The organism is Streptomyces sp. NPDC059696, assembly GCF_042733745.1.
Lineage (GTDB): Bacteria > Actinomycetota > Actinomycetes > Streptomycetales > Streptomycetaceae > Streptomyces.
In genome coordinates, this window is sequence record NZ_JBHWFG010000018.1 from 84,242 (window position 1) to 103,431 (window position 19,190).

13 protein-coding genes are annotated in these 19,190 nt (G+C 71.1%); 11 read left to right on the forward strand and 2 right to left on the reverse strand.

The genetic code is table 11. The features are described 5' to 3' along the window. Positions 1 to 8: 8 nt before the first annotated feature. Positions 9 to 2,174, reverse strand: coding sequence for a RecQ family ATP-dependent DNA helicase (locus tag ACFV20_RS21010; RefSeq protein WP_385658610.1), 2,166 nt, complete (start codon positions 2,172 to 2,174; stop codon positions 9 to 11). A 154-nt stretch (positions 2,175 to 2,328) separates the two neighbouring features. Between ACFV20_RS21010 and ACFV20_RS21015 the strand changes: the two genes are divergently transcribed. The 7 genes from ACFV20_RS21015 to ACFV20_RS21045 all read left to right on the forward strand — a co-directional run bounded on the left by ACFV20_RS21015 (position 2,329) and on the right by ACFV20_RS21045 (position 13,696). Then, entirely contained in the window at positions 2,329 to 3,945 is a 1,617-nt protein-coding gene (locus tag ACFV20_RS21015; protein WP_385658611.1) for a DUF4192 domain-containing protein, read from the forward strand. Between the two features lie 721 nt (positions 3,946 to 4,666). Beyond that, positions 4,667 to 6,586, forward strand: a complete 1,920-nt coding sequence (locus ACFV20_RS21020; RefSeq protein ID WP_385658612.1) for a glycogen debranching N-terminal domain-containing protein — start codon at positions 4,667 to 4,669, stop codon at positions 6,584 to 6,586. A gap of 130 nt (positions 6,587 to 6,716) precedes the next feature. Next, complete coding sequence (locus ACFV20_RS21025; protein WP_366714323.1) at positions 6,717 to 7,475, forward strand: NUDIX hydrolase; 759 nt, start codon at positions 6,717 to 6,719, stop codon at positions 7,473 to 7,475. Positions 7,476 to 7,623: 148 nt separating this feature from the next. Beyond that, on the forward strand, positions 7,624 to 9,690 hold the full coding sequence (locus ACFV20_RS21030) for an ATP-binding cassette domain-containing protein (protein ID WP_385658614.1): 2,067 nt from the start codon (positions 7,624 to 7,626) through the stop codon (positions 9,688 to 9,690). A gap of 161 nt (positions 9,691 to 9,851) precedes the next feature. Continuing rightward, positions 9,852 to 10,739, forward strand: a complete 888-nt coding sequence (locus tag ACFV20_RS21035; protein WP_385658616.1) for a FadR/GntR family transcriptional regulator — start codon at positions 9,852 to 9,854, stop codon at positions 10,737 to 10,739. Positions 10,740 to 11,165: 426 nt separating this feature from the next. Next, the gene (locus ACFV20_RS21040; protein WP_385658618.1) at positions 11,166 to 12,707 is read left to right on the forward strand and encodes an RNA polymerase sigma factor; all 1,542 of its coding nucleotides are present in this window, start codon (positions 11,166 to 11,168) and stop codon (positions 12,705 to 12,707) included. A gap of 137 nt (positions 12,708 to 12,844) precedes the next feature. Further along, positions 12,845 to 13,696, forward strand: a complete 852-nt coding sequence (locus tag ACFV20_RS21045; RefSeq protein ID WP_385658620.1) for a S1 family serine peptidase — start codon at positions 12,845 to 12,847, stop codon at positions 13,694 to 13,696. 179 nt (positions 13,697 to 13,875) lie between these two features. Here ACFV20_RS21045 and ACFV20_RS21050 read toward each other — a convergent pair whose 3' ends face one another. Next, on the reverse strand, positions 13,876 to 14,106 hold the full coding sequence (locus ACFV20_RS21050) for a hypothetical protein (protein WP_234846548.1): 231 nt from the start codon (positions 14,104 to 14,106) through the stop codon (positions 13,876 to 13,878). A 442-nt stretch (positions 14,107 to 14,548) separates the two neighbouring features. On the opposite strand from ACFV20_RS21050, the gene ACFV20_RS21055 reads away from it, so the two are divergent. From ACFV20_RS21055 to ACFV20_RS21070, 4 genes are all read left to right on the forward strand, one after another. Further along, positions 14,549 to 16,672, forward strand: coding sequence for a type IIA DNA topoisomerase subunit B (locus tag ACFV20_RS21055; protein ID WP_385658622.1), 2,124 nt, complete (start codon positions 14,549 to 14,551; stop codon positions 16,670 to 16,672). A 397-nt stretch (positions 16,673 to 17,069) separates the two neighbouring features. Continuing rightward, entirely contained in the window at positions 17,070 to 17,303 is a 234-nt protein-coding gene (locus ACFV20_RS21060; protein ID WP_385658624.1) for a hypothetical protein, read from the forward strand. Continuing rightward, on the forward strand, positions 17,300 to 18,451 hold the full coding sequence (locus ACFV20_RS21065; protein ID WP_385658626.1) for a sensor histidine kinase: 1,152 nt from the start codon (positions 17,300 to 17,302) through the stop codon (positions 18,449 to 18,451). The genes ACFV20_RS21060 and ACFV20_RS21065 overlap by 4 nt, the downstream gene beginning before the upstream one ends. Next, positions 18,448 to 19,131, forward strand: a complete 684-nt coding sequence (locus ACFV20_RS21070; protein WP_385658628.1) for a response regulator — start codon at positions 18,448 to 18,450, stop codon at positions 19,129 to 19,131. Before ACFV20_RS21065 ends, ACFV20_RS21070 begins: the two co-directional genes overlap by 4 nt. The last annotated feature ends 59 nt before the right edge of the window (positions 19,132 to 19,190 follow it).

Consider the following 19,190-nt stretch of genomic DNA (forward strand, 5'->3'; position numbering starts at 1 on the left):
GTCCGCCGTCAGCCTTGCACGGCCAGCACCAGCGGCAACACCCCCTGTGCGCCGGAGCGTCGGAGCATGCGGGCCGCGACGGCCAGGGTCCAGCCGGTTTCGGTGAAGTCGTCCACCAGGAGGACCGGGCCTTGGGCCCCGGCGAGAGCGGACGCCAGGGCGGGCGGCACGGTCAGCGCCCCGTCGAGCGCCTTCAGCCGCTGTGCGCTGTTGCTCCGTGAGCCGGGGTGGGCATCGCCGGTGTACTCGACGGCGCCCAGCAGTGGCAGCCGGCCGACCTCGGCGATGTGCGCCGCAAGGGAGTTGATCAACTGAGGTCGCGTGCGTGAGGCGACGGTGACGACGCCGACCGGGCGCGATCGACCGTCCGGTGCGCCCGCGGCCCAGCCGTCCGGGCCCTTGGCCCAGTCGGCCAGTACGTCCACCACTGCCCTGGCCACATCGTCGGGGACGGGGAGGTCGGGCGCCTGGGGCGCGAGCATGGGCCGTAGCCGGTTGCCCCACCCGATGTCCGCCAGGCGTCCCAGCGCGCGGCCCGGCGCGGCCTGTTCGCCGACGGGGATGCGTCCCTTGAGGTCCACTCCGATCGCCGGCAGCCCGGTGGGCCACATGCGCCGGGGCTCCACTTCGACGCCTGCCCGCCCCAGGTCGACGCGCGCGGCGTCGAGCGCGTCCTCGGACGTGTCGGCCGTGAAGCGCTGCCCGGCGCAGTTGTCACAGCGACCGCACGGCTTGGCCGCCTCGTCGTCCAGCTGGCGTTGCAGGAACTCCATGCGGCACTCCGTCGTGGACGCGTAGGCGCGCATGGCCTGCTGCTCGGCCTCGCGCTGCCGCGCCACCCAGGCATACCGCTCGGCGTCGTACGCCCATGGTTGACCGGTCGCGATCCAACCGCCCTTGACCCGCTTGACCGCTCCGTCCACGTCCAGGACCTTGAGCATGGTCTCGAGGCGGGATCGGCGCAGCTCCACCAGAGGTTCCAGGGCGGGCAGCGACAACGGCTTCTCCGCGTGCGCCAGCAGGTCGAGCGTGCGGCGTACCAGCTCCTCCGGGGGAAAGGCGAGCGACGCGAAGTACTTCCAGATCGCCTCGTCCTCCGTGCCCGGGAGGAGGAGCACCTCGGCATGCTCCACACCACGTCCCGCGCGGCCCACCTGCTGGTAGTACGCGATGGGGGAGGAGGGTGAGCCCAGGTGCACCACGAAGCCCAGGTCGGGCTTGTCGAAGCCCATGCCGAGCGCCGAGGTGGCGACCAGCGCTTTCACCTTGTTGCCGAGCAGATCCTCTTCGGCCTGCTGACGGTCGGCGTTCTCCGTCTTGCCCGTGTACGACGCGACCGACTGGCCACGCTGCCGGAGGAAGGCGGTGACCTCTTCGGCGGCGGCCACGGTGAGGGTGTAGATGATTCCGGACCCCGGCAGTTCGTCGAGGTGCTCGGCGAGCCACGCCATCCTGTGTGCCGCGTCGGGCAGGCGCAGGACGCTCAGGCTCAGACTGTCCCGGTGCAGGGGTCCCCGGAGCACGAGGGCGTCCGAGCTGCCGCCGGTGCCGAGCTGCTCCGCGACGTCGGCCGTCACGCGGGCATTGGCCGTGGCGGTGGTGGCGAGCACCGGCACACCGGGTGGGAGATCGGCGAGCATGGTGCGCAGCCTGCGGTAGTCCGGCCGGAAGTCATGGCCCCAGTCGGAGATGCAATGGGCCTCGTCGACGACCAGGAGTCCGGTGGCGGCCGCGAGCCGGGGGAGCACCTGATCCCGGAAGTCCGGGTTGTTGAGCCGCTCTGGACTGACCAGCAGGACGTCCACGTCGCCCGCGGCGATCTCGTCCTGGACGCTGTCCCACTCCTCGGTGTTGGAGGAGTTGATGGTCCGGGCGTGGATGCCGGCCCGGGCCGCCGCCTCGACCTGGTTCCGCATGAGCGCGAGCAGCGGGGACACGATCACGGTGGGGCCGCTGCCCCGCGCCCGCAGCAGCGAGGTCGCCACGAAGTACACCGCGGACTTGCCCCAGCCCGTGCGCTGGACGACAAGGGCCCGGCGTCTGTCGGCGACGAGCGCCTCGATCGCCAGCCACTGGTCCTCGCGCAGCCGTGCCTCTCCCGAGACGTCCCCGACGAGTCGGGTGAGGACCGCGTCGGCGTCCGCCCGGAGTTCCGCGTTGCTCGTGTGCTCCATGCGTTCCATACAACAGGACGGCACCGACATCCGGAGCCGCGAGGCAGGGACCTGTGGACTGAGCGGAGGCGGATGGCGTGTCGGGTGACGTGTCCCTGATGGGACTTATCCACAGGCTCAAGCGGAGGTTTGCGATCCGCGAGATCGTCTTCGCATGACGAACCACAGCGAAACGACCGGATCCTCCGAGAACGGTGACATCACCGGGCCCGAGACGCAGGGCGGGCAGAAGCACGATGAACAGGAGAACAAGGGGAGTGACACATCCGGAGTGCACACCCCCGGCCCGCCGTACGACAGCCACGGCGGAGCGCACCAGGTCACTCTGCGCACGCCGGCCGAGCTGGCGGACGCCCTGCCCTACCTGCTCGGATATCGTCCCGAGGACAGCATCGTCCTGGTGGCGCTGCACGACAGCGACGGACGTGGGCGGTTCGGCGGCCGGGCCCGGCTCGGCATCCCGGCGAGCGCGGACGACTGGCCCTCGGCAGCCCGGCAACTGTCCCACGGTCTCGTGACGGGCAGCGAGCGCCGAGGGGCCCGGCCGGATTCGATGGTCGCCTTCCTGTGCCAGGAGCCGGAAAAGGGAGAGACCGGCCGACAGGTGATGGAGCGGCTGAGGCCCCTGGCCCATAGGCTGCGCGTCGAGTGCGGTTCCCTGGACGTGGTGGTCGTCGAGGCCCTGTGCATCTCGGAGGGCCGCTACTGGTCGTACTGCTGCGACAACCAGGTCTGTTGCTCCCCCGAGGGAGCCCCCATGGGCCTGCCCGGGACCTCCGTGCTCGCGGCGGCGGCCACCTACGCCGGTATCCAGGTGCGCGGCTCGCTGCGGGAGCTCAGGGCCCGCTTGCTCCCCTGGGAGAACGCCGCTGCTCTCGGACAGGAAGCCGCTCTGGACACCGCCAGCATGGCGCTGGTGCCGAAGATCCTGGACGACACGGGCCGCGCCGCCGTGGCAGACGAGACGATGGAACTGGCCGGAAGGATCCTGGACCGCTTCGCCGAGGCCCAGCCGGTCTCCGGTGTGCTCCTTGCGGATCTCCGCGACGACGAACTGCTCGGGTGCGACGAGGCCGCCCGGCTGATCCTCGGTCTCCAGGACCGCGCGACCCGCGACCGCGCGGCCGCGTGGATGGAGGGTGAGGAAGCCGGACGAGCCCTTCGCCTCTGGCGGTCCCTGGCCCGCCGCTGCGTCGGGCCCTACGGTGAACATGCCGCGGCGCCGCTCACTCTCGCCGGGTGGGTCGCCTGGTCCACGGGAGACGAGCTGGAGGCACGCGAGGCCCTCGCCATGGCCTTGGGCGCCGATCCCGACTATCTCTTCGCCCGACTCCTGCACCAGGCCTGTAATGAGGGTCTCGACCCGGAGTCGATCCGCAGGTGCCTGCGCACGGAACAGGCGGGGCGCGCGGCTGCTCCCTCGTCGGCCGCCGTGGTGCCTGAGGCCGAGTCGCACGGCACATCCTCGCCGCCGGTGGCGCCCGCGTTGCCCCGCCGTCGTCGCCGCACCCGCGGCCCTGTGGGCACCGCCCACCCTGCCGGCACGGCCCGCCCCGCCGGTACCACTCACCCCGGTGGTCCAACGAAGTCGGCAGGCGTTCCCGAGGCCGGGTCGCGCTCAGGCCGTCCATCGTCGGCCGGTACCGCACGGCCGGGCGGCGGACGCACCACCGGCGCGCGCTCGCGTACATCGAAGAAGACAGCCACGCCCTGCCGGGGTAGGAACGACGGTGGTGTGCCGCCCGGTCAGCGGGTGAGCGCTGAGGAGTGAGTGAGGCCGGAGGGCGCGGCGCTGGCGGCCTCGAGGTGTACAGGCCCGGGGGTCTCGGGGTGCACAGGCCCGAGTCTGGGGGTGCACAGGCCCCGGGTCGCAAGGGGCACAGCCCCCGCACAGGCCGGGGGTATTGGGGCGTGACCCGGAGGCCGCTCACAGCGTTCACCTGAGTGGCGGAACGGCTGGACGGGCCGTGAGGCCGCACTGCCCGGGCTCCGTCGGAGCCCTCCGGCACCAGGGCAGTACCCGATCTTGGCGCTCCGAGCGCAGAGGAAGCCCTCCCATGCAACAGCCGACTCCGCCCGCCGCCGACGACCGCCGCTCACCAGGTGGGCCTCCACTGCCCTTCGTGTCGGGGGTCGGCCCGCCCGGGGCCAGGGCATCACGCCCAGGGGGCCAGGTTGTGCCTGCCCAGCCGGTGTCACGTCTCGACGGCTTCGAGTCGAGGTTCTCCGGCCGCACGCCGCCCCCGTCCCCCGCTGCGCCCATCGGCACCGGCTCGCGCGCGCCCTCGTCGTCGAGTCAGGGCCGGCCGTCTCCCCCAGGGCCGGCCCCGAGCCGCCGCCCTGACGCGGGCCCGGAGTGCGGCCCACCCTCACCGTCCTTCGCGCACGGCCGGACACCGCCACCCCTGCGCCACTCGTCCGCACCCCTGACCGGGGGCCCGACACCCCCCGGGCTGCGCCGGCCCGCCGACCTGCCGTCCGTCCACACGGCGATGATCTGTGTCGCCCTCCCCGGCCTCGCCATCTCGACCGAGGAGGGGCAGCTGACCGGCCGCGGACTGGAGGGCTACTACCGGGCCGGTCGGCGCGTACTCTCCCGGTGCGAGATCCGCGTGGCCGGGCGAGAACCCCTCGCGGTGCAGGCCCGCATGGTCTCGGCCGACCGCGCCCGGTTCGTGGGCACACTCCGCACCTCACCGCAGACGGGCCCGGACCCGGACGTGATCGTGGAACGCAACCGCTTCGCCGACGGCACGGAACGGATCACCCTGCACAGCGCGGCCCCCCGCCCCCTGCGCCTGCCGGTCGAGATCGTCCTGGGCACTGACCTGGCCGACCTCGGTGCGATCGCCTCCGGCACCGTGGGACCCGAACTCACCGCAAGCGTGCACGGCTCTGGCCTGCGTTGGTCCTGCCCTGCCGGCACCGCCTCCGTCACGACCGAACCGCCGCCCTCGGACGCCCTGGCCTCGGCCGGGCTGCTGCGGTGGGAAGCAGATCTGCCGCCCGGTGGCAGCAGGACCATCGAACTGCGGGTGCGGCCGGATGGGGCTGGGCCGCTCCGGGCCGTCGGACGCACGGCGACCAGCCCGCTCACCACCGCGCGCGCCGAGGGCGACGACCCGAGAATCACCGCTTGGCTCAGGACGAGCATCGAGGACCTCCAGGCCCTCCTCCTGCGTGACCCCGCGAACCCCGCCGACACGCACCTGGCGGCCGGGGCGCCCTGGCGCTGCGGTCTGGCTCCCGCCGACGCCCTCGTCGCCGCCCGGATGGCGCTGCCGCTGGGCACCGGCCTTGCCGCGGGAACGCTGAGGATCCTCGCCCGGACTCAACTCACCGGTGCGGGACCGCAGTCCGGAATGATCCCCGGCCCCAGACGAGACGCCGGGCCGCACCTCCCGCCGCAGTGCACCGGCACCGAGGCCACGCTGCTCTTCCCGGTCCTGCTCGCCGAGGCCCGCCGCTGGGGGCTCCCCGACCAGGAGACGGAGGAGCTGCTGCCCGCCGCCGAACGCTGCCTGGCCTGGCTGGGCACCACCGTGGGTGACGGGACCTACCTGCACGACCCGAACCCGGGCGGTCCCGTCCGCTGCGAGACGCAGGCTCATGCCCACCGTGCCGCGCTGCTGGGCGCCGACCTGCTCGAAGCCTGTGGCCGGGAAGGGGGAGTGGCCCTCAGAGAGTGGGCGCAGGCCTTGCGGGCCGCTTTCCGTCAGCGGTTCTGGGTCGAGGACCGTGGGGGTGGCCGGCCCGCGGCGGCACGTGCGCCGGACGGCAGCCTGGTGCCGCACCTCGGAGCGGCGGCCGCGCACCTTCTCGACACGGGCCTGCTGGGCGGGGGCGAGCAGGCGCCAGGCCTGCTCGACAAGGTCCGGACCGGGCACCTCGCCCGGCTGCTCGGCAGCCCGGCCATGGATTCGGGGTGGGGCCTGCGCGGACTGGGGGCGAAGGAGACCGGATTCAACCCGTTCGGCCATCGCGCGGGTGCAGTACGGACCCAGGAGACGGCGCTCGCCGTCGCCGGACTGGCCGCCGCGGGCTATGAGAAAGAAGCCTGCTCACTGCTGCGCGGCCTGCTGGCGGCGGCCGAGACCTTCGCCTACCGGCTGCCCGAGATGTACGCGGGGGAGCAGCGAACGGAAGGGAGTGCTCCGCTCCCGCACCCGGCGGCCTGCCGTCCCGCGGCCACAGCGGCGGCTGCGGGAGTCCTCTTGCTGACCACCCTTGCCGGTATCCGCCCCGACGTCCCGGCGGGCACCGTCACCCTGTGCCCCGTGCGCAGTGCGCCACTCGGGGAGATCGGACTCCTGGGACTGCGCGTGGCGGGTGCCCCCTTCTCGGTACGGGTCGGCCGCCTGGGCCTCGCGATGGTCGAGGAGGCGGCCGACGGACTGCAACTGGGGGTGTGACGTGCGGCGACGTGCCAAGTCAGGACCATTCGGCAGCCAACGGAGTCCATAACCGGACCGAAGTGGATCACTGGGTGGACGGGCCGGCGAAGGGAGTGTTTATCGTCAGGCAGACGACTATGATCGCCGCATGCCCTACGACCCGTCAGCGTTTCCGCCCTTCGCCGTCACCGTGGATCTGGTCGTGCTGACCGTGCGCCGCCATGCCCTGTGTGCGCTGGCGGTACGCAGGGGCGAACCGCCGTTCCAGGGGCGCTGGGCGCTGCCCGGCGGTTTCGTACGGGCCGACGAAGACCTGGCGCAGGCCGCGGCGCGCGAGCTGGCCGAGGAGACAGGGCTGCGCGTGCATGATCCGTCCGCCCCGGCTCAGGACAACGGTGCACACCTGGAGCAGCTCGCCACCTACGGGGACCCCAAGCGGGACCCCAGGATGCGAGTGGTGAGCGTCGCCCACCTCGCTCTCGCGCCCGACCTGCCCGCGCCCCGGGCGGGTGGGGACGCCAGCAACGCGCGCTGGGCCCCGGTCGAGGAGCTGCTGCAGCAGGGCGGTTACGGACGTGATGCCGAGCCGGTCGCGCCACTCGCCTTCGACCACGCACAGATCCTGGCGGACGGAGTGGAGCGCGCGCGCTCCAAGATCGAGTACTCCTCCCTGGCCACCGCCTTCTGCCCGCCCGAGTTCACCGTCGGGGAACTGCGCCGTGTCTATGAGGCGGTGTGGGGCGTAGCGCTCGACCCGCGGAACTTCCATCGCAAGGTCACGGGCACGCCGGGCTTCCTCGTGCCCACCGGTGGGACGACCACCCGCCAGGGAGGGCGTCCTGCCCAGCTCTTCCGCGCCGGCGGTGCGACCCTGCTCAACCCCCCGATGCTGCGTCCCGAAGTGTGAGGGGCCGACCGGGCGGGGCCGGGTGCCGCAGGGAAGGACCCGACCCGTCCGCGGTCCGGTCGCGAGCGCTGGTCACTTCCCGCGGCGGACCCCTGGCAAGGACCCGTGATGTCCAACAAAACGGACATAGCGCGCTATCTTGCTGTGGGTGATCCAGGCCTTCGGATTGACCAGCAACCCCCGCAAAGAGCTTCCGCCCGCAGTCGACGACGTCTCGTTCGAGGCACGGGCGGGCCGCATCACCGCGCTGCTCGGAGCGCCGGGCGCCGGCAAGACGACGGTCCTCAGACTGATGCTCGAACTCCAACAGGGGCGCGGCATCACTCACTTCCGCGGTCGTCCGCTGCACCGCATCGCTCATCCCTCGCGTGAAGTCGGTGCGTTGCTGGGCGATGTCCCCGGGCATCCCGCACGCACGGTCAGAGGCCATCTGCGCATGCTGTGCGCAGCCGCGGGAGTTCCGGTTCGCCGCGCCGACGAAGTCCTCGAGGCGGTCGGCCTCGTGAGCCTGCGAGAGGAACGTCTCGGCACCCTCTCCCGCGGCATGGACCGGCGACTCGGTCTGGCCTGCGTCCTCCTGGCCGACCCCCACACCCTCCTCCTCGACGACCCGGACAACGGCCTCTCCACTCGCGAGAGCACATGGCTGCACGGCATGTTGCGCGCCCACGCCGCACAGGGCGGCACAGTTCTGTTCACCACGTCCGACCCCAAGGGGGCGGCGCGCACCGCCGACCACGTCGTCACCCTGGAGCAGGGCAGACTCGTGGCCGACCAGGAGGTCGCGGAGTTCGCGCGCACCCGCCTGCGCCCCCGTGTCGCGGTACGCAGTCCGCACGCGACCCGCCTGGCGGTACTCCTGGCCAAGCAGGCCCGCACCTCACAGCGCTCCGTCGAAGTCGTCCGGGAGGGCGGCAACCGCCTTTCGGTGTACGGCGGTACCTGCGCGGACATCGGCGAGATCGCCTTCCGCAACGGCATCGTGGTGCACCAATTGGCGGACGAGATCGGTGACATGGGGCCCGGTGCGGCCGGGCGTTCTCATGGCGCGGACCTCAGGCCCCCTGTGGCTGAGCTCCCTGCCGAGCTCGAATCAGGGCCTGCAGAGGCCGCGGACGCACCGGCGGAGGCCGTTGAGACCTCGTCGTGCTCCGAAGCCCGTGCGGTCACCTCGCCCGACTTGCGCACCGCCTCCGAGCCGACACCCTTCCCTGGCACAGGAGAGCCCGCCGCGAACAAGCCGTCGCTCTCCTTCGGACAACCGCAGCTGCCCGACGCGGAGCCGCGTGAGCGCCCGGACACTTCGCAGGCCGACGGAACGAGCGAGGGTTCGACCGCGGGGGCCGGACCGTCCTTGCCGACGGCGCCGCACCCGAGAGGGTCCCGTGCCGCTCGCGCGCTCGACGAGCTGCCTCCGCTGCCGCCCCCCATTTCCGTCCGGTCCGCCCCCAGCCCACTCCGCCCCCTCCGTTACGAGATCCGTCGTGCCGCCGGGATCGGCACCGGATTCCTGACCGGGGCCGTCGTGCTGGCCGCGTCCGCCGTGACCGCCGTCGTGCTCGCCCGCATCGGGCACACCCCGCAACCGCGTCTGCTGGCCGCCTGGCCCCAAGAGCTGCCCCTGCCTCCCGCTGCGCTCGGCGCGGGGCTGCTCGGCGCGCTCGCCTTCGGCGACGAGTTCCGCCACCCCGCCCTGGCCGCGGACCGCGGCACCGTGCCCCGTCGGCTGGGGCTGCTGGCCGCCAAACTGCTCGTCTCCTCGATCACCGCGCTGCTGCTGGCCGTCCTGACCGTCGGCTGCGACGCAGAGGTGCTCTATCTCGTCTACGGACGGGAGCTCGCTCAGGTTCCCGTCGACTGGCTTCCACTGAGTGCGAGTTGGATCGGGCTCGTGGTCGGCTGCGCCTGGGCCGGCGTGCTCGCCGCGGGTGTCTTCCGCTCCACCACGGCCGGGCTCGCCGCCGTGGCCGCCGTCCCCATCCTCGTCGTCCCGGTCGTGCACACGCTCGTGACCGGTCCGTCCGTGCGAACAGCGGCCGGACTCCCCGAGCGGCTGCGCGAGACTCTCCTGCCGCGGTGGCCCTTCGGGGGAGAGCGCTACCTGGAGGCCGTACTCAAGCTGATTTCCCAACCCGTCGGCGGCGCACTGACGTTGTCGCTGACCGCGCTGCTCTGCGCGTATCTGCTCACCACCCTGCGCGGCAGGCTCCGGTGACGACTGTCCGTAACCCTTGGTCCGGCCATGCCCACAACTCCCCGCAGAACGCCCATTTCTTTCCGATAAGGCGTCAATTGCGACGGGGTGAGCGATCACCCTTTCGTGTGCTTTTCACCAAAGACCTCAAGGGAGTTGGAGACGGCGCCGACAAATGATGCGTGAGTACCCTTGCGCACACCATGATGACCGCCGCCCGCTCCGCTGACTCCGGCCTCACGAGCCCGGGCGAACTCGACCGCTACCCGTACGCCGAGGCGCCCGCCGTCGACCGTGTCGGGATTCCTGCCTGGGACGGCGGGGAGCCCGAGCTGGGCCGCGTGGGCCGCCGCGCCGCGGGAAGCCGCGGGCGCGGGCTGCACGGCCAACTTGTTCAACAGCTGGGTCAGATGATCGTCTCCGGCGACCTGGGCGCAGACCGTCCGCTGGTGCCCGAGGAGATCGGGCAGCGATTCGAGGTCTCCCGCACCGTCGTCCGCGAGTCGCTCCGCGTCCTGGAGGCCAAGGGCCTGGTGAGCGCCCGTCCGAACGTCGGCACGCGCGTGCGCCCCGTGAGCGACTGGAACCTCCTCGACCCGGACATCATCGAGTGGCGGGCCTTCGGGCCCCAGCGCGACGACCAGCGTCGTGAGCTGAGCGAGCTGCGGTGGACGATCGAGCCGCTGGCGGCCCGCCTCGCCGCCGGGCACGGGCGCGAGGACGTGCAGCAGCGCCTGGTGGACATGGTCGAGATCATGGGGCACGCGATGGCTCAGGGTGACGCGCTCACGTTCTCCCGTGCCGACTCCGAGTTCCACTCGCTGCTCATCCAGGTCGCGGGCAACCGCATGCTGGAACACCTGTCCGGGATCGTGTCCGCTGCCCTCCAGGTGTCGGGCGGTCCGGTCACGGGCTGTGACCGGCCGAACGAGACGTCCCTGGCGCACCACGGCCGCATCTGCGACGCCCTCGCCGCCGGCGACGGGGCGGCGGCCGAGACGGCCATGCGTCAACTCCTCACGGTCCATCCCGAGGTGGAACGGGTCGTGCCCGCCCCGCGCGAGCACTGATCGCGTTCCGCGGGCGGCGCGGCCGGGTGTGCCACCCCCCTCCTGTGGCAGTGCCTGATCGGTGATCCGCCTCCCGTCGGACCCCGTGGGATCCTGGTGATCCCGCGGGGTCCGACGGCGCGAAGGGGCTCATGTCCCCGAGGCTGGACAGGCCCGCGGTGAATGTGACCACCTATGCCCGCGTCTGACCGTTTTTGTTCGCTTACGGGGTGTGACTCGGGCCACGCAGATTGGGCGTAACGCTCGCGGGAAGAACGCGATGACCTAAGAGGTGACAGCCGCGGAGGGAATACGGACGCCGTTCACGGCGCTGTGCATCTTCCCGGCCCCCGCCCGCGCCGTCGGCCCATCCCCAAGCCGGCGGTCGGCTCCTGTCCTCATCGGACGGGGCCGGAAGCCGTTTTCCAACGTTCCGAGAGGTTGTTCGTGTCGGCCAGCACATCCCGTACGCTCCCGCCGGAGATCGCCGAGTCCGTCTCTGTCATGGCGCTCATTGAGCGGGGAAAGGCTGAGGGGCAGATCGCCGGCGATGACGTGCGTCGGGCCTTCGAAGCTGACCAGATTCCGGCCACTCAGTGGAAGAACGTACTGCGCAGCCTCAACCAGATCCTCGAGGAAGAGGGTGTGACGCTGATGGTCAGTGCCGCAGAGCCCAAGCGCACCCGAAAGAGCGTCGCAGCGAAGAGTCCCGCCAAGCGCACCGCCACCAAGACGGTCGCGGCCAAGGCGGTGACCACCCGGAAGGCCACCGCCACCGCCACGCCGGCGCCCGCCGCCGAGCCCGCCGTCGAGGAGGAGGCGCCCGCCAAGAAGGCGGCCGCCAAGAAGACGACCGCCAAGAAGGCGGCCGCGAAGAAGACCGTCGCCAAGAAGACGGCGGCCAAGAAGACCAGCGCGAAGAAGGACGACGCCGAGGTCCTCGAGGAAGAGGTGCTCGAGGAGGCGGCCCCCGGCAAGCCCGGTGAGGAGCCCGAGGGCACCACCGCCGAGAACGCCGGTTTCGTACTCTCCGACGAGGACGAGGACGACGCGCCCGCCCAGCAGGTCGCGGCCGCCGGCGCCACCGCCGACCCGGTCAAGGACTACCTCAAGCAGATCGGCAAGGTCCCCCTGCTCAACGCCGAGCAGGAGGTCGAGCTCGCCAAGCGCATCGAGGCCGGTCTGTTCGCCGAGGACAAGCTGTCCAACGCCGACAAGCTCGCCCCCAAGCTCAAGCGCGAGCTGGAGATCATCGCTGAGGACGGCCGCCGCGCCAAGAACCACCTGCTGGAGGCCAACCTCCGTCTGGTGGTCTCCCTGGCCAAGCGATACACCGGCCGCGGCATGCTCTTCCTGGACCTCATCCAGGAGGGCAACCTCGGTCTGATCCGCGCGGTCGAGAAGTTCGACTACACCAAGGGCTACAAGTTCTCCACGTACGCCACCTGGTGGATCCGTCAGGCGATCACCCGCGCCATGGCCGACCAGGCCCGCACCATCCGTATCCCGGTGCACATGGTCGAGGTCATCAACAAGCTCGCGCGCGTGCAGCGCCAGATGCTCCAGGACCTGGGCCGCGAGCCCACCCCGGAGGAGCTGGCCAAGGAGCTCGACATGACCCCGGAGAAGGTCATCGAGGTCCAGAAGTACGGCCGCGAGCCGATCTCGCTGCACACGCCGCTGGGCGAGGACGGCGACAGTGAGTTCGGTGACCTCATCGAGGACTCCGAGGCGGTCGTCCCGGCCGACGCGGTCAGCTTCACGCTCCTGCAGGAGCAGCTGCACTCCGTCCTGGACACCCTGTCCGAGCGTGAGGCGGGCGTGGTCTCCATGCGCTTCGGCCTCACCGACGGTCAGCCCAAGACCCTCGACGAGATCGGCAAGGTCTACGGCGTCACGCGTGAGCGGATCCGGCAGATCGAGTCCAAGACCATGTCGAAGCTGCGCCACCCGTCCCGTTCGCAGGTGCTGCGCGACTACCTCGACTGAGTCAGGTCGTACGGCGTACAAGGCCCGGTTCCCCGAGGGGAGCCGGGCCTTCGCCATGCTGTACCGCCGCGGGTGCGGGGTCACGCACGGTGGATCACTCTGGGTTCCCCACGGACACCACGGAGTGAGGAGTGCGTATGCGTCACCGTCTGCCACGAGCTCTGTTCCCGCCCTTGGCCCTGGCCGTCGCGATACCGGCCCTGACCATGGGCTCCAGTGCCCCTGTGGCCGCCGACAGCGTGGTCATAGGCGGCTTCCCCGTCGAGGTGTCCCAGAGCCCGTGGACGGTCGCCCTGTCCAGTCGTGACCGGTTCGGGGGTACGCGCGCCGGTCAGTTCTGCGGGGGCGCGGCGGTCGGCCGCACGACCGTCCTCACCGCGGCCCACTGCCTGGACGAGAACGTCCTGGGCGGGCCGCCCGAGCGCGTGCGGGACCTCAAGGTCATAGCCGGGCGCACGGATCTCCCGGCGAGCCGCGACGGCCAGGAGATCGACGTGCGCCGCGCGTGGGTGAACCCGGCCTACGACGGGATCAGCAAGGCCGGGGACTTCGCGGTACTCACTCTCACCGAACCGCTTCCGGCCGAGTCGGTCATCGGCATGGCGGCCGTCGGTGATCCGGCGTACACGGCCGGTCAGACCGCGACGGTGTACGGGTGGGGCGACATCACGGGGGCCGGGGAGTACCCGGACAGTCTGCGGGCGGCACGGGTGCGTGTACTGCCCGATGCGCTGTGCGAGGAGGCGTATCCAGGCGGTGCGGAAGGCGCCTACGACGCCACGAGCATGCTCTGCGCCGGTGAGGCCGAAGGGGGCCGGGACGCCTGTCAGGGCGACAGCGGAGGGCCGCTGGTGGCCCAGGGGCGTCTGATCGGGCTCGTGTCCTGGGGGAACGGCTGCGGCCGGGCCAGCAGCCCCGGCGTGTACACGAGGGTGTCCGAGATGATGCGGGCGCTCGGCTGGACAAAGGCGCCGGCCGAAGGCAAGTGAGGCGTCGGCGTCCGGCCGAAGGTGAGTGAGGCGTCGGCGTCCGGCCGAGGGCGAGTGAGGCGTCCGGGGCGGGCCGGGGCCCGGTAGGCGGACGAAGACGGGCGGTTACCCCTGGTGATCAGAGGCAACCGCCCGTTCACCGGCCTGTGCCGGGCTGGCTCGTCGTCGGACGCGAGGTGTCAGCGCTCTTCTTCGGCGGCGTTCGCGGGAGCGGACGTGAGCCGCTCCGTCTCGTCCTGTATCTCAGCGGCGATCTTCTTGAGTTCCGGCTCGAACTTGCGCCCGTGGTGGGCGCAGAAGAGCAGCTCTCCGCCGCTGAGCAGGACGACGCGCAGGTACGCCTGGGCGCCGCAGCGGTCGCAGCGATCAGCGGCCGTCAGCGGGCTCGCGGGGGTCAGAACAGTAGTCACGTCGCCTCTTCTCTAGCTCGACGAGCTGTCGTACCAGGGTCAACATCCAACCAGCCCCAAAACGTTCCCGCTCGTGGCTTTTCCTCGAAAGAATCTTTGCGAGGCGGCTGTCTGCTGCCGGTTGGCGGCGAATGTGCCGTATTGCGTGTCTATGTGTCTTACGGGGCTTCGCGTTGTATCGGTGGTCGGTCCTCCCGGCTGGGTTGCCGGTTGTTCATGAGGACGTGCCCGGAGCCTAAATGGTTCATGCCTCGAAGGGAACGTGATGTGTACTTCACTCCATCGAGGGATCGAACACTCATGCGAGTGTGGACTAGTGTGAGTTCTTGACGAGGGTGGCGTTACAACGGCTCTACCAGGCCTCGGTACCCTCTCACCGGTGACTGAAGCCGCGCCCTTACCCACGAGGGCCCCATCCGAAATTCAGCGAGGAGCGAACCGCGTGACCGCCGAGACGTCCGTGCCGTCCACAGCTCTGCTGGCAGGAGCAGACCGGGACGGATCCAACTACACCGCGCGGCACCTGCTCGTCCTCGAGGGGCTCGAGGCCGTGCGCAAGCGCCCGGGCATGTACATCGGGTCGACCGACAGCCGCGGTCTGATGCACTGCGTCTGGGAGATCATCGACAACTCCGTCGACGAGGCCCTGGGCGGGTACTGCGACCACATCGAGGTGATCCTCCACGACGACGGCTCGGTCGAGGTCCGGGACAACGGCCGGGGCATCCCGATCGACGTCGAGCCCAAGACCGGCCTCTCCGGCGTCGAGGTCGTCATGACCAAGCTGCACGCCGGCGGCAAGTTCGGAGGCGGTTCCTACGCCGCCTCCGGCGGTCTGCACGGCGTCGGAGCCTCCGTGGTGAACGCCCTGTCCGCCCGGCTCGACGTCGAGGTGGACCGTGGTGGCCACACCCACGCGATCAGCTTCCGGCGCGGTGTGCCCGGCGTCTTCGCGGGGAAGGGGGCGGATGCCAAGTTCGAGGCCAAGAGCGGCCTGCGCAAGGCCAAGAAGATCCCGAAGACCCGCACCGGCACGCGCGTGCGGTACTGGGCCGACCGCCAGATCTTCCTCAAGGACGCCAAGCTCAACCTGGAGACGCTGCACCAGCGCGCCCGCCAGACCGCGTTCCTGGTGCCCGGTCTGACCATCGTCGTGCGCGACGAGTACGGGCTCGGCGAGGGCGGCAGCAAGGGCGAGGAGTCCTTCCGCTTCGATGGCGGGATCAGCGAGTTCTGCGAGTACCTGGCCAACGACAAGCCGGTCTGCGACGTGCTCCGCTTCTCCGGGCAGGGCACCTTCAGGGAGACCGTCCCCGTTCTGGACGAGCACGGCCAGATGACCCCTACCCAGGTCACCCGTGAGCTCGATGTCGACGTGGCGATGCGCTGGGGCACCGGGTACGACACGACCCTGAAGTCGTTCGTGAACATCATCGCCACGCCCAAGGGCGGCACCCATGTCGCCGGCTTCGAGCAGGCCGTGGCCGCCACGATGAACGAGGTGCTCCGCGCCAAGAAGCTGCTGCGCGTCGCCGAGGACGACATCGTCAAGGACGACGCCCTGGAGGGCCTGACGGCGGTTGTGACCGTGCGCCTGGCCGAGCCGCAGTTCGAAGGGCAGACCAAGGAGGTCCTCGGGACCTCGGCGGCCCGTCGCATCGTGAACACGGTGATCTCCAGGGAGCTCAAGGCGTTCCTGACGTCCACGAAGCGGGACGCCGCCCAGCAGGCGCGGGTCGTGATGGAGAAGGCCGTCGCCGCGGCCCGGACGCGCATCGCGGCCCGGCAGCACAAGGACGCGCAGCGCCGCAAGACGGCCCTGGAGTCCTCCTCACTGCCGGCCAAGCTCGCCGACTGCCGCAGCGACGACGTGGACCGCAGCGAGCTCTTCATCGTCGAGGGAGACTCCGCGCTCGGCACGGCGAAGCTCGCCCGGAACTCCGAGTTCCAGGCGCTGCTGCCGATCCGCGGCAAGATCCTCAACGTCCAGAAGTCGTCCGTGACGGACATGCTGAAGAACGTCGAGTGCGGCGCGATCATCCAGGTCATAGGAGCCGGCTCGGGCCGGACCTTCGACATCGACACCGCCCGCTACGGCAAGATCATCATGATGACCGACGCCGACGTCGACGGCTCGCACATCCGCACCCTGCTGCTGACGCTGTTCCACCGCTACATGCGGCCCATGGTCGAGGCCGGCCGGGTCTTCGCGGCGGTGCCACCGCTGCACCGCGTCGAGATCGTCCAGCCGAAGAAGGGCCAGGACAAGTACGTCTACACGTACTCCGACCGCGAACTGCGCGACAAGCTCATGGAGTTCCAGAGCAAGGGCATCCGCTACAAGGACTCGATCCAGCGTTACAAGGGCCTCGGTGAGATGGACGCCGACCAGCTGGCCGAGACGACGATGGACCCGCGCCACCGCACCCTGCGCCGGATCAACCTCTCCGACCTGGAGGCCGCCGAGCAGGTCTTCGACCTGTTGATGGGCAACGACGTGGCACCGCGCAAGGAGTTCATCTCCAACTCGGCGGCGACGCTGGACCGCTCGCGGATCGACGCGTAGCCGCTGCGCTGCGCCGGTTTCCGGCAGGGCGCCGCGCTGTATCCGGGCCGGGCAGCGGTCGAGTCGTCCCGGTCGGCAGCGGCCCCGCGGGGGCGGCATCACGGCCGGTCGCTCTCCGCGGCGATGCAGTGTGCAGGACGCGCCCGGTTGCCGGCCGAGGCGCCGCAGCTCCGCCGACGTCAGGGCGAGCGTCGGCACCCGGGCGTCCATGTCCCGCGTGCACGCCCGCCATCTGACCGGAACGGCGTCTCTCCACCCCCGGGTGGAGAGACGCCCGGCCGGGGATCAACCCGTGATCCACCCGGGCTCCGATCCCATGGCCTGGCGACTTCCGTAGCGTCGTAGGCATCGGCGGCACTCGCTGCCGACACCCCTTCTGCCGCTCACGGAGGCTGTGATGTCCGGGCTCGTCGACGCGTTGGTGATCGTGCTCGTCTCCGTCGTGGTGATCGCCAGACAGTTCCGTGCGCGCCGGATCGACAGCGACCGCCGCTGGTGGCTCGTGCCTGCGATCCTGGTCGTCCTCGCGCTGCGCGAGCCCGGCCTCCTCAACCCTCAACACCCCACGGCTTCGGCGCTCCTCCTCGACGCGCAACACCCCACGGCCTCGGCGCTCCTGCTCGGCGCGTGAGGAAGGAAGCCTGGACGCGGTGGCCCTCCCGGGAGGCGTTGAGCCGAGAAGGCCTTTCCCGCTCCCGCTGCCTGCTGGCCTGGACGGTGCGGACACTGGTCATCGGGCTGCTGTTGTGGGGTGCCTTCTCCGACAGCCACGCGAGCGGCTGGAAAGCGGCGGCCGGTGCCGCAGGGGTCCTCGTCACGGCCGTACTCGCCTGGACGTTCTTCCGGACCACACTCCAGCACCGGCTGTGGCCGTCCCTGGCCTCACTCGGCCTGCTGGTCGTCATCGCCCTCGCCGCTCAGCTGTCCGGGTTCGGCGTCGCCGCCCTGGTCCTGCTCTGCGGCTGCGCCGTCTCGGCGCTGGAGCGACTGCCGTCGGCCGTCGCCCTGAGCGCCGCGGGAGTGGCACTCAGCGCCTACGGAGGCGTCAGCAACGACGACGTACTGACGACCGTGGTCACCGGCATCGGCATCGTCCTCGCCGGCGCCACCCTGCGCCTGGACGCCGAGGCCCGTGCCGGGGCCCTGCGGCTCCTCACCCAGGAGCGGGCGGCCCGGGCGGCCGAGGCGGAGACGGCGGCGCTCGCGGAGCGGGCCCGCATAGCGAGGGAGATCCACGACGTACTGGCGCACAGCCTCTCGGCCCAGCTCGTGCACCTGGAGGCGGCGCGACTCTTGATCGAGCGAGGAGGGAAACCGGAGCAGATCCATGAACGGGTGGTCGCGGCGCGGGAGATGGCTCGGGACGGCCTCGAGGAGATCCGGCAGGCGCTCTCCGCTCTGCGTGGCGAGATGACGCCGCTGGAGGACTATCTGGGCCGGCTGGTGGGCACGGGCGGCGGCGCCGGGATCACCATCACGGGTGAACGGAGACCCTTGCCGGCCGAGGTCTCCCAGGCGGTGCGCCGAGCGGCCCAGGAGGCTCTGACGAACGTCAGGAAGCACGCGCCGGGCGCCAAGGTCCACCTCAGGCTCGACTACCGTCCGCACGAAGTGACGCTCGACGTGCGGGACTCGGGAGGCTCGCCGGGTGAACTGACCGGGACGGGTGCCGGGTACGGTCTGCTGGGCATGCGGGAGCGCGCCGAGTTGCTGGGCGGTTCTCTCGAGGCGGGGCCCGGCGAGGAGGGGTTCGTGGTGACGTTGAAGGTGCCGGTGTGACGCAGGAGGCTGGGGCGAAGCCGGCTCGGGTGGTGGTAGCGGACGACCAGACCGTCGTGCGGGAAGGCATCGTGATGCTGCTCGGTCTGCTGCCCGGGATCGAGGTCGTCGGCGCCGCGGGAGACGGGGAGGAAGCGGTGTCGCTCGTCGCCCGGCTCGCTCCGGACGTGGTGCTCATGGACCTGCGCATGCCCCGCTGCGACGGAGTGGAGGCGACCCGCAGGATCCGCGCGGAGCACCCCGGGACGCAGGTCGTGGTGCTCACGACGTTCGCGGACGACGAGTCGCTGTTCCCTGCGCTGGCTGCGGGGGCACGCGGCTACCTCACCAAGGACGCGGGCGGGGACGAGATCGTGCGGGCCGTGCACAGCGTGCTGTCGGGCGACGCGGGTCTCTCACCGGGCATTCAGAGGCGTCTGCTGGAGCGCCTCACCGAGCCGGAGCCCGAGCCGGTCGCGCCTCCCGAGCCGCCGGACGGGCTCACCGCCCGGGAGACGGAGGTGCTGCTCCTCATCGCCGAGGGCCTCAGCAACCCGGAGATCGCCCGCAGGCTGCACGTCTCCACGGCGACCGTGAAGACCCACATCAACAACCTCTTCACCAAGACCGGGCTCAAGGACCGTGCGCAGGCGGTGCGTTACGCCTACGGGAAGGGACTTGTGCGGCCACCAGCGGTTTAGTCACCTGATGGGGTGAAGTGCTCAGGGAAGAAGAGTCGGGGATCTTCCCGTTCTGTCCA

Excerpts from the sequence above, each read along its gene's own strand:
- ACFV20_RS21015 (WP_385658611.1), top strand. The coding sequence starts at position 2,329 with ATGACGAACCACAGCGAAACGACCGGATCCTCCGAGAACGGTGACATC.
- ACFV20_RS21045 (WP_385658620.1), top strand. The coding sequence starts at position 12,845 with ATGCGTCACCGTCTGCCACGAGCTCTGTTCCCGCCCTTGGCCCTGGCC.
- ACFV20_RS21010 (WP_385658610.1), bottom strand. The coding sequence starts at position 2,174 with ATGGAGCACACGAGCAACGCGGAACTCCGGGCGGACGCCGACGCGGTC.
- ACFV20_RS21025 (WP_366714323.1), top strand. The coding sequence starts at position 6,717 with ATGCCCTACGACCCGTCAGCGTTTCCGCCCTTCGCCGTCACCGTGGAT.
- ACFV20_RS21060 (WP_385658624.1), top strand. The coding sequence starts at position 17,070 with ATGTCCGGGCTCGTCGACGCGTTGGTGATCGTGCTCGTCTCCGTCGTG.
- ACFV20_RS21020 (WP_385658612.1), top strand. The coding sequence starts at position 4,667 with ATGATCTGTGTCGCCCTCCCCGGCCTCGCCATCTCGACCGAGGAGGGG.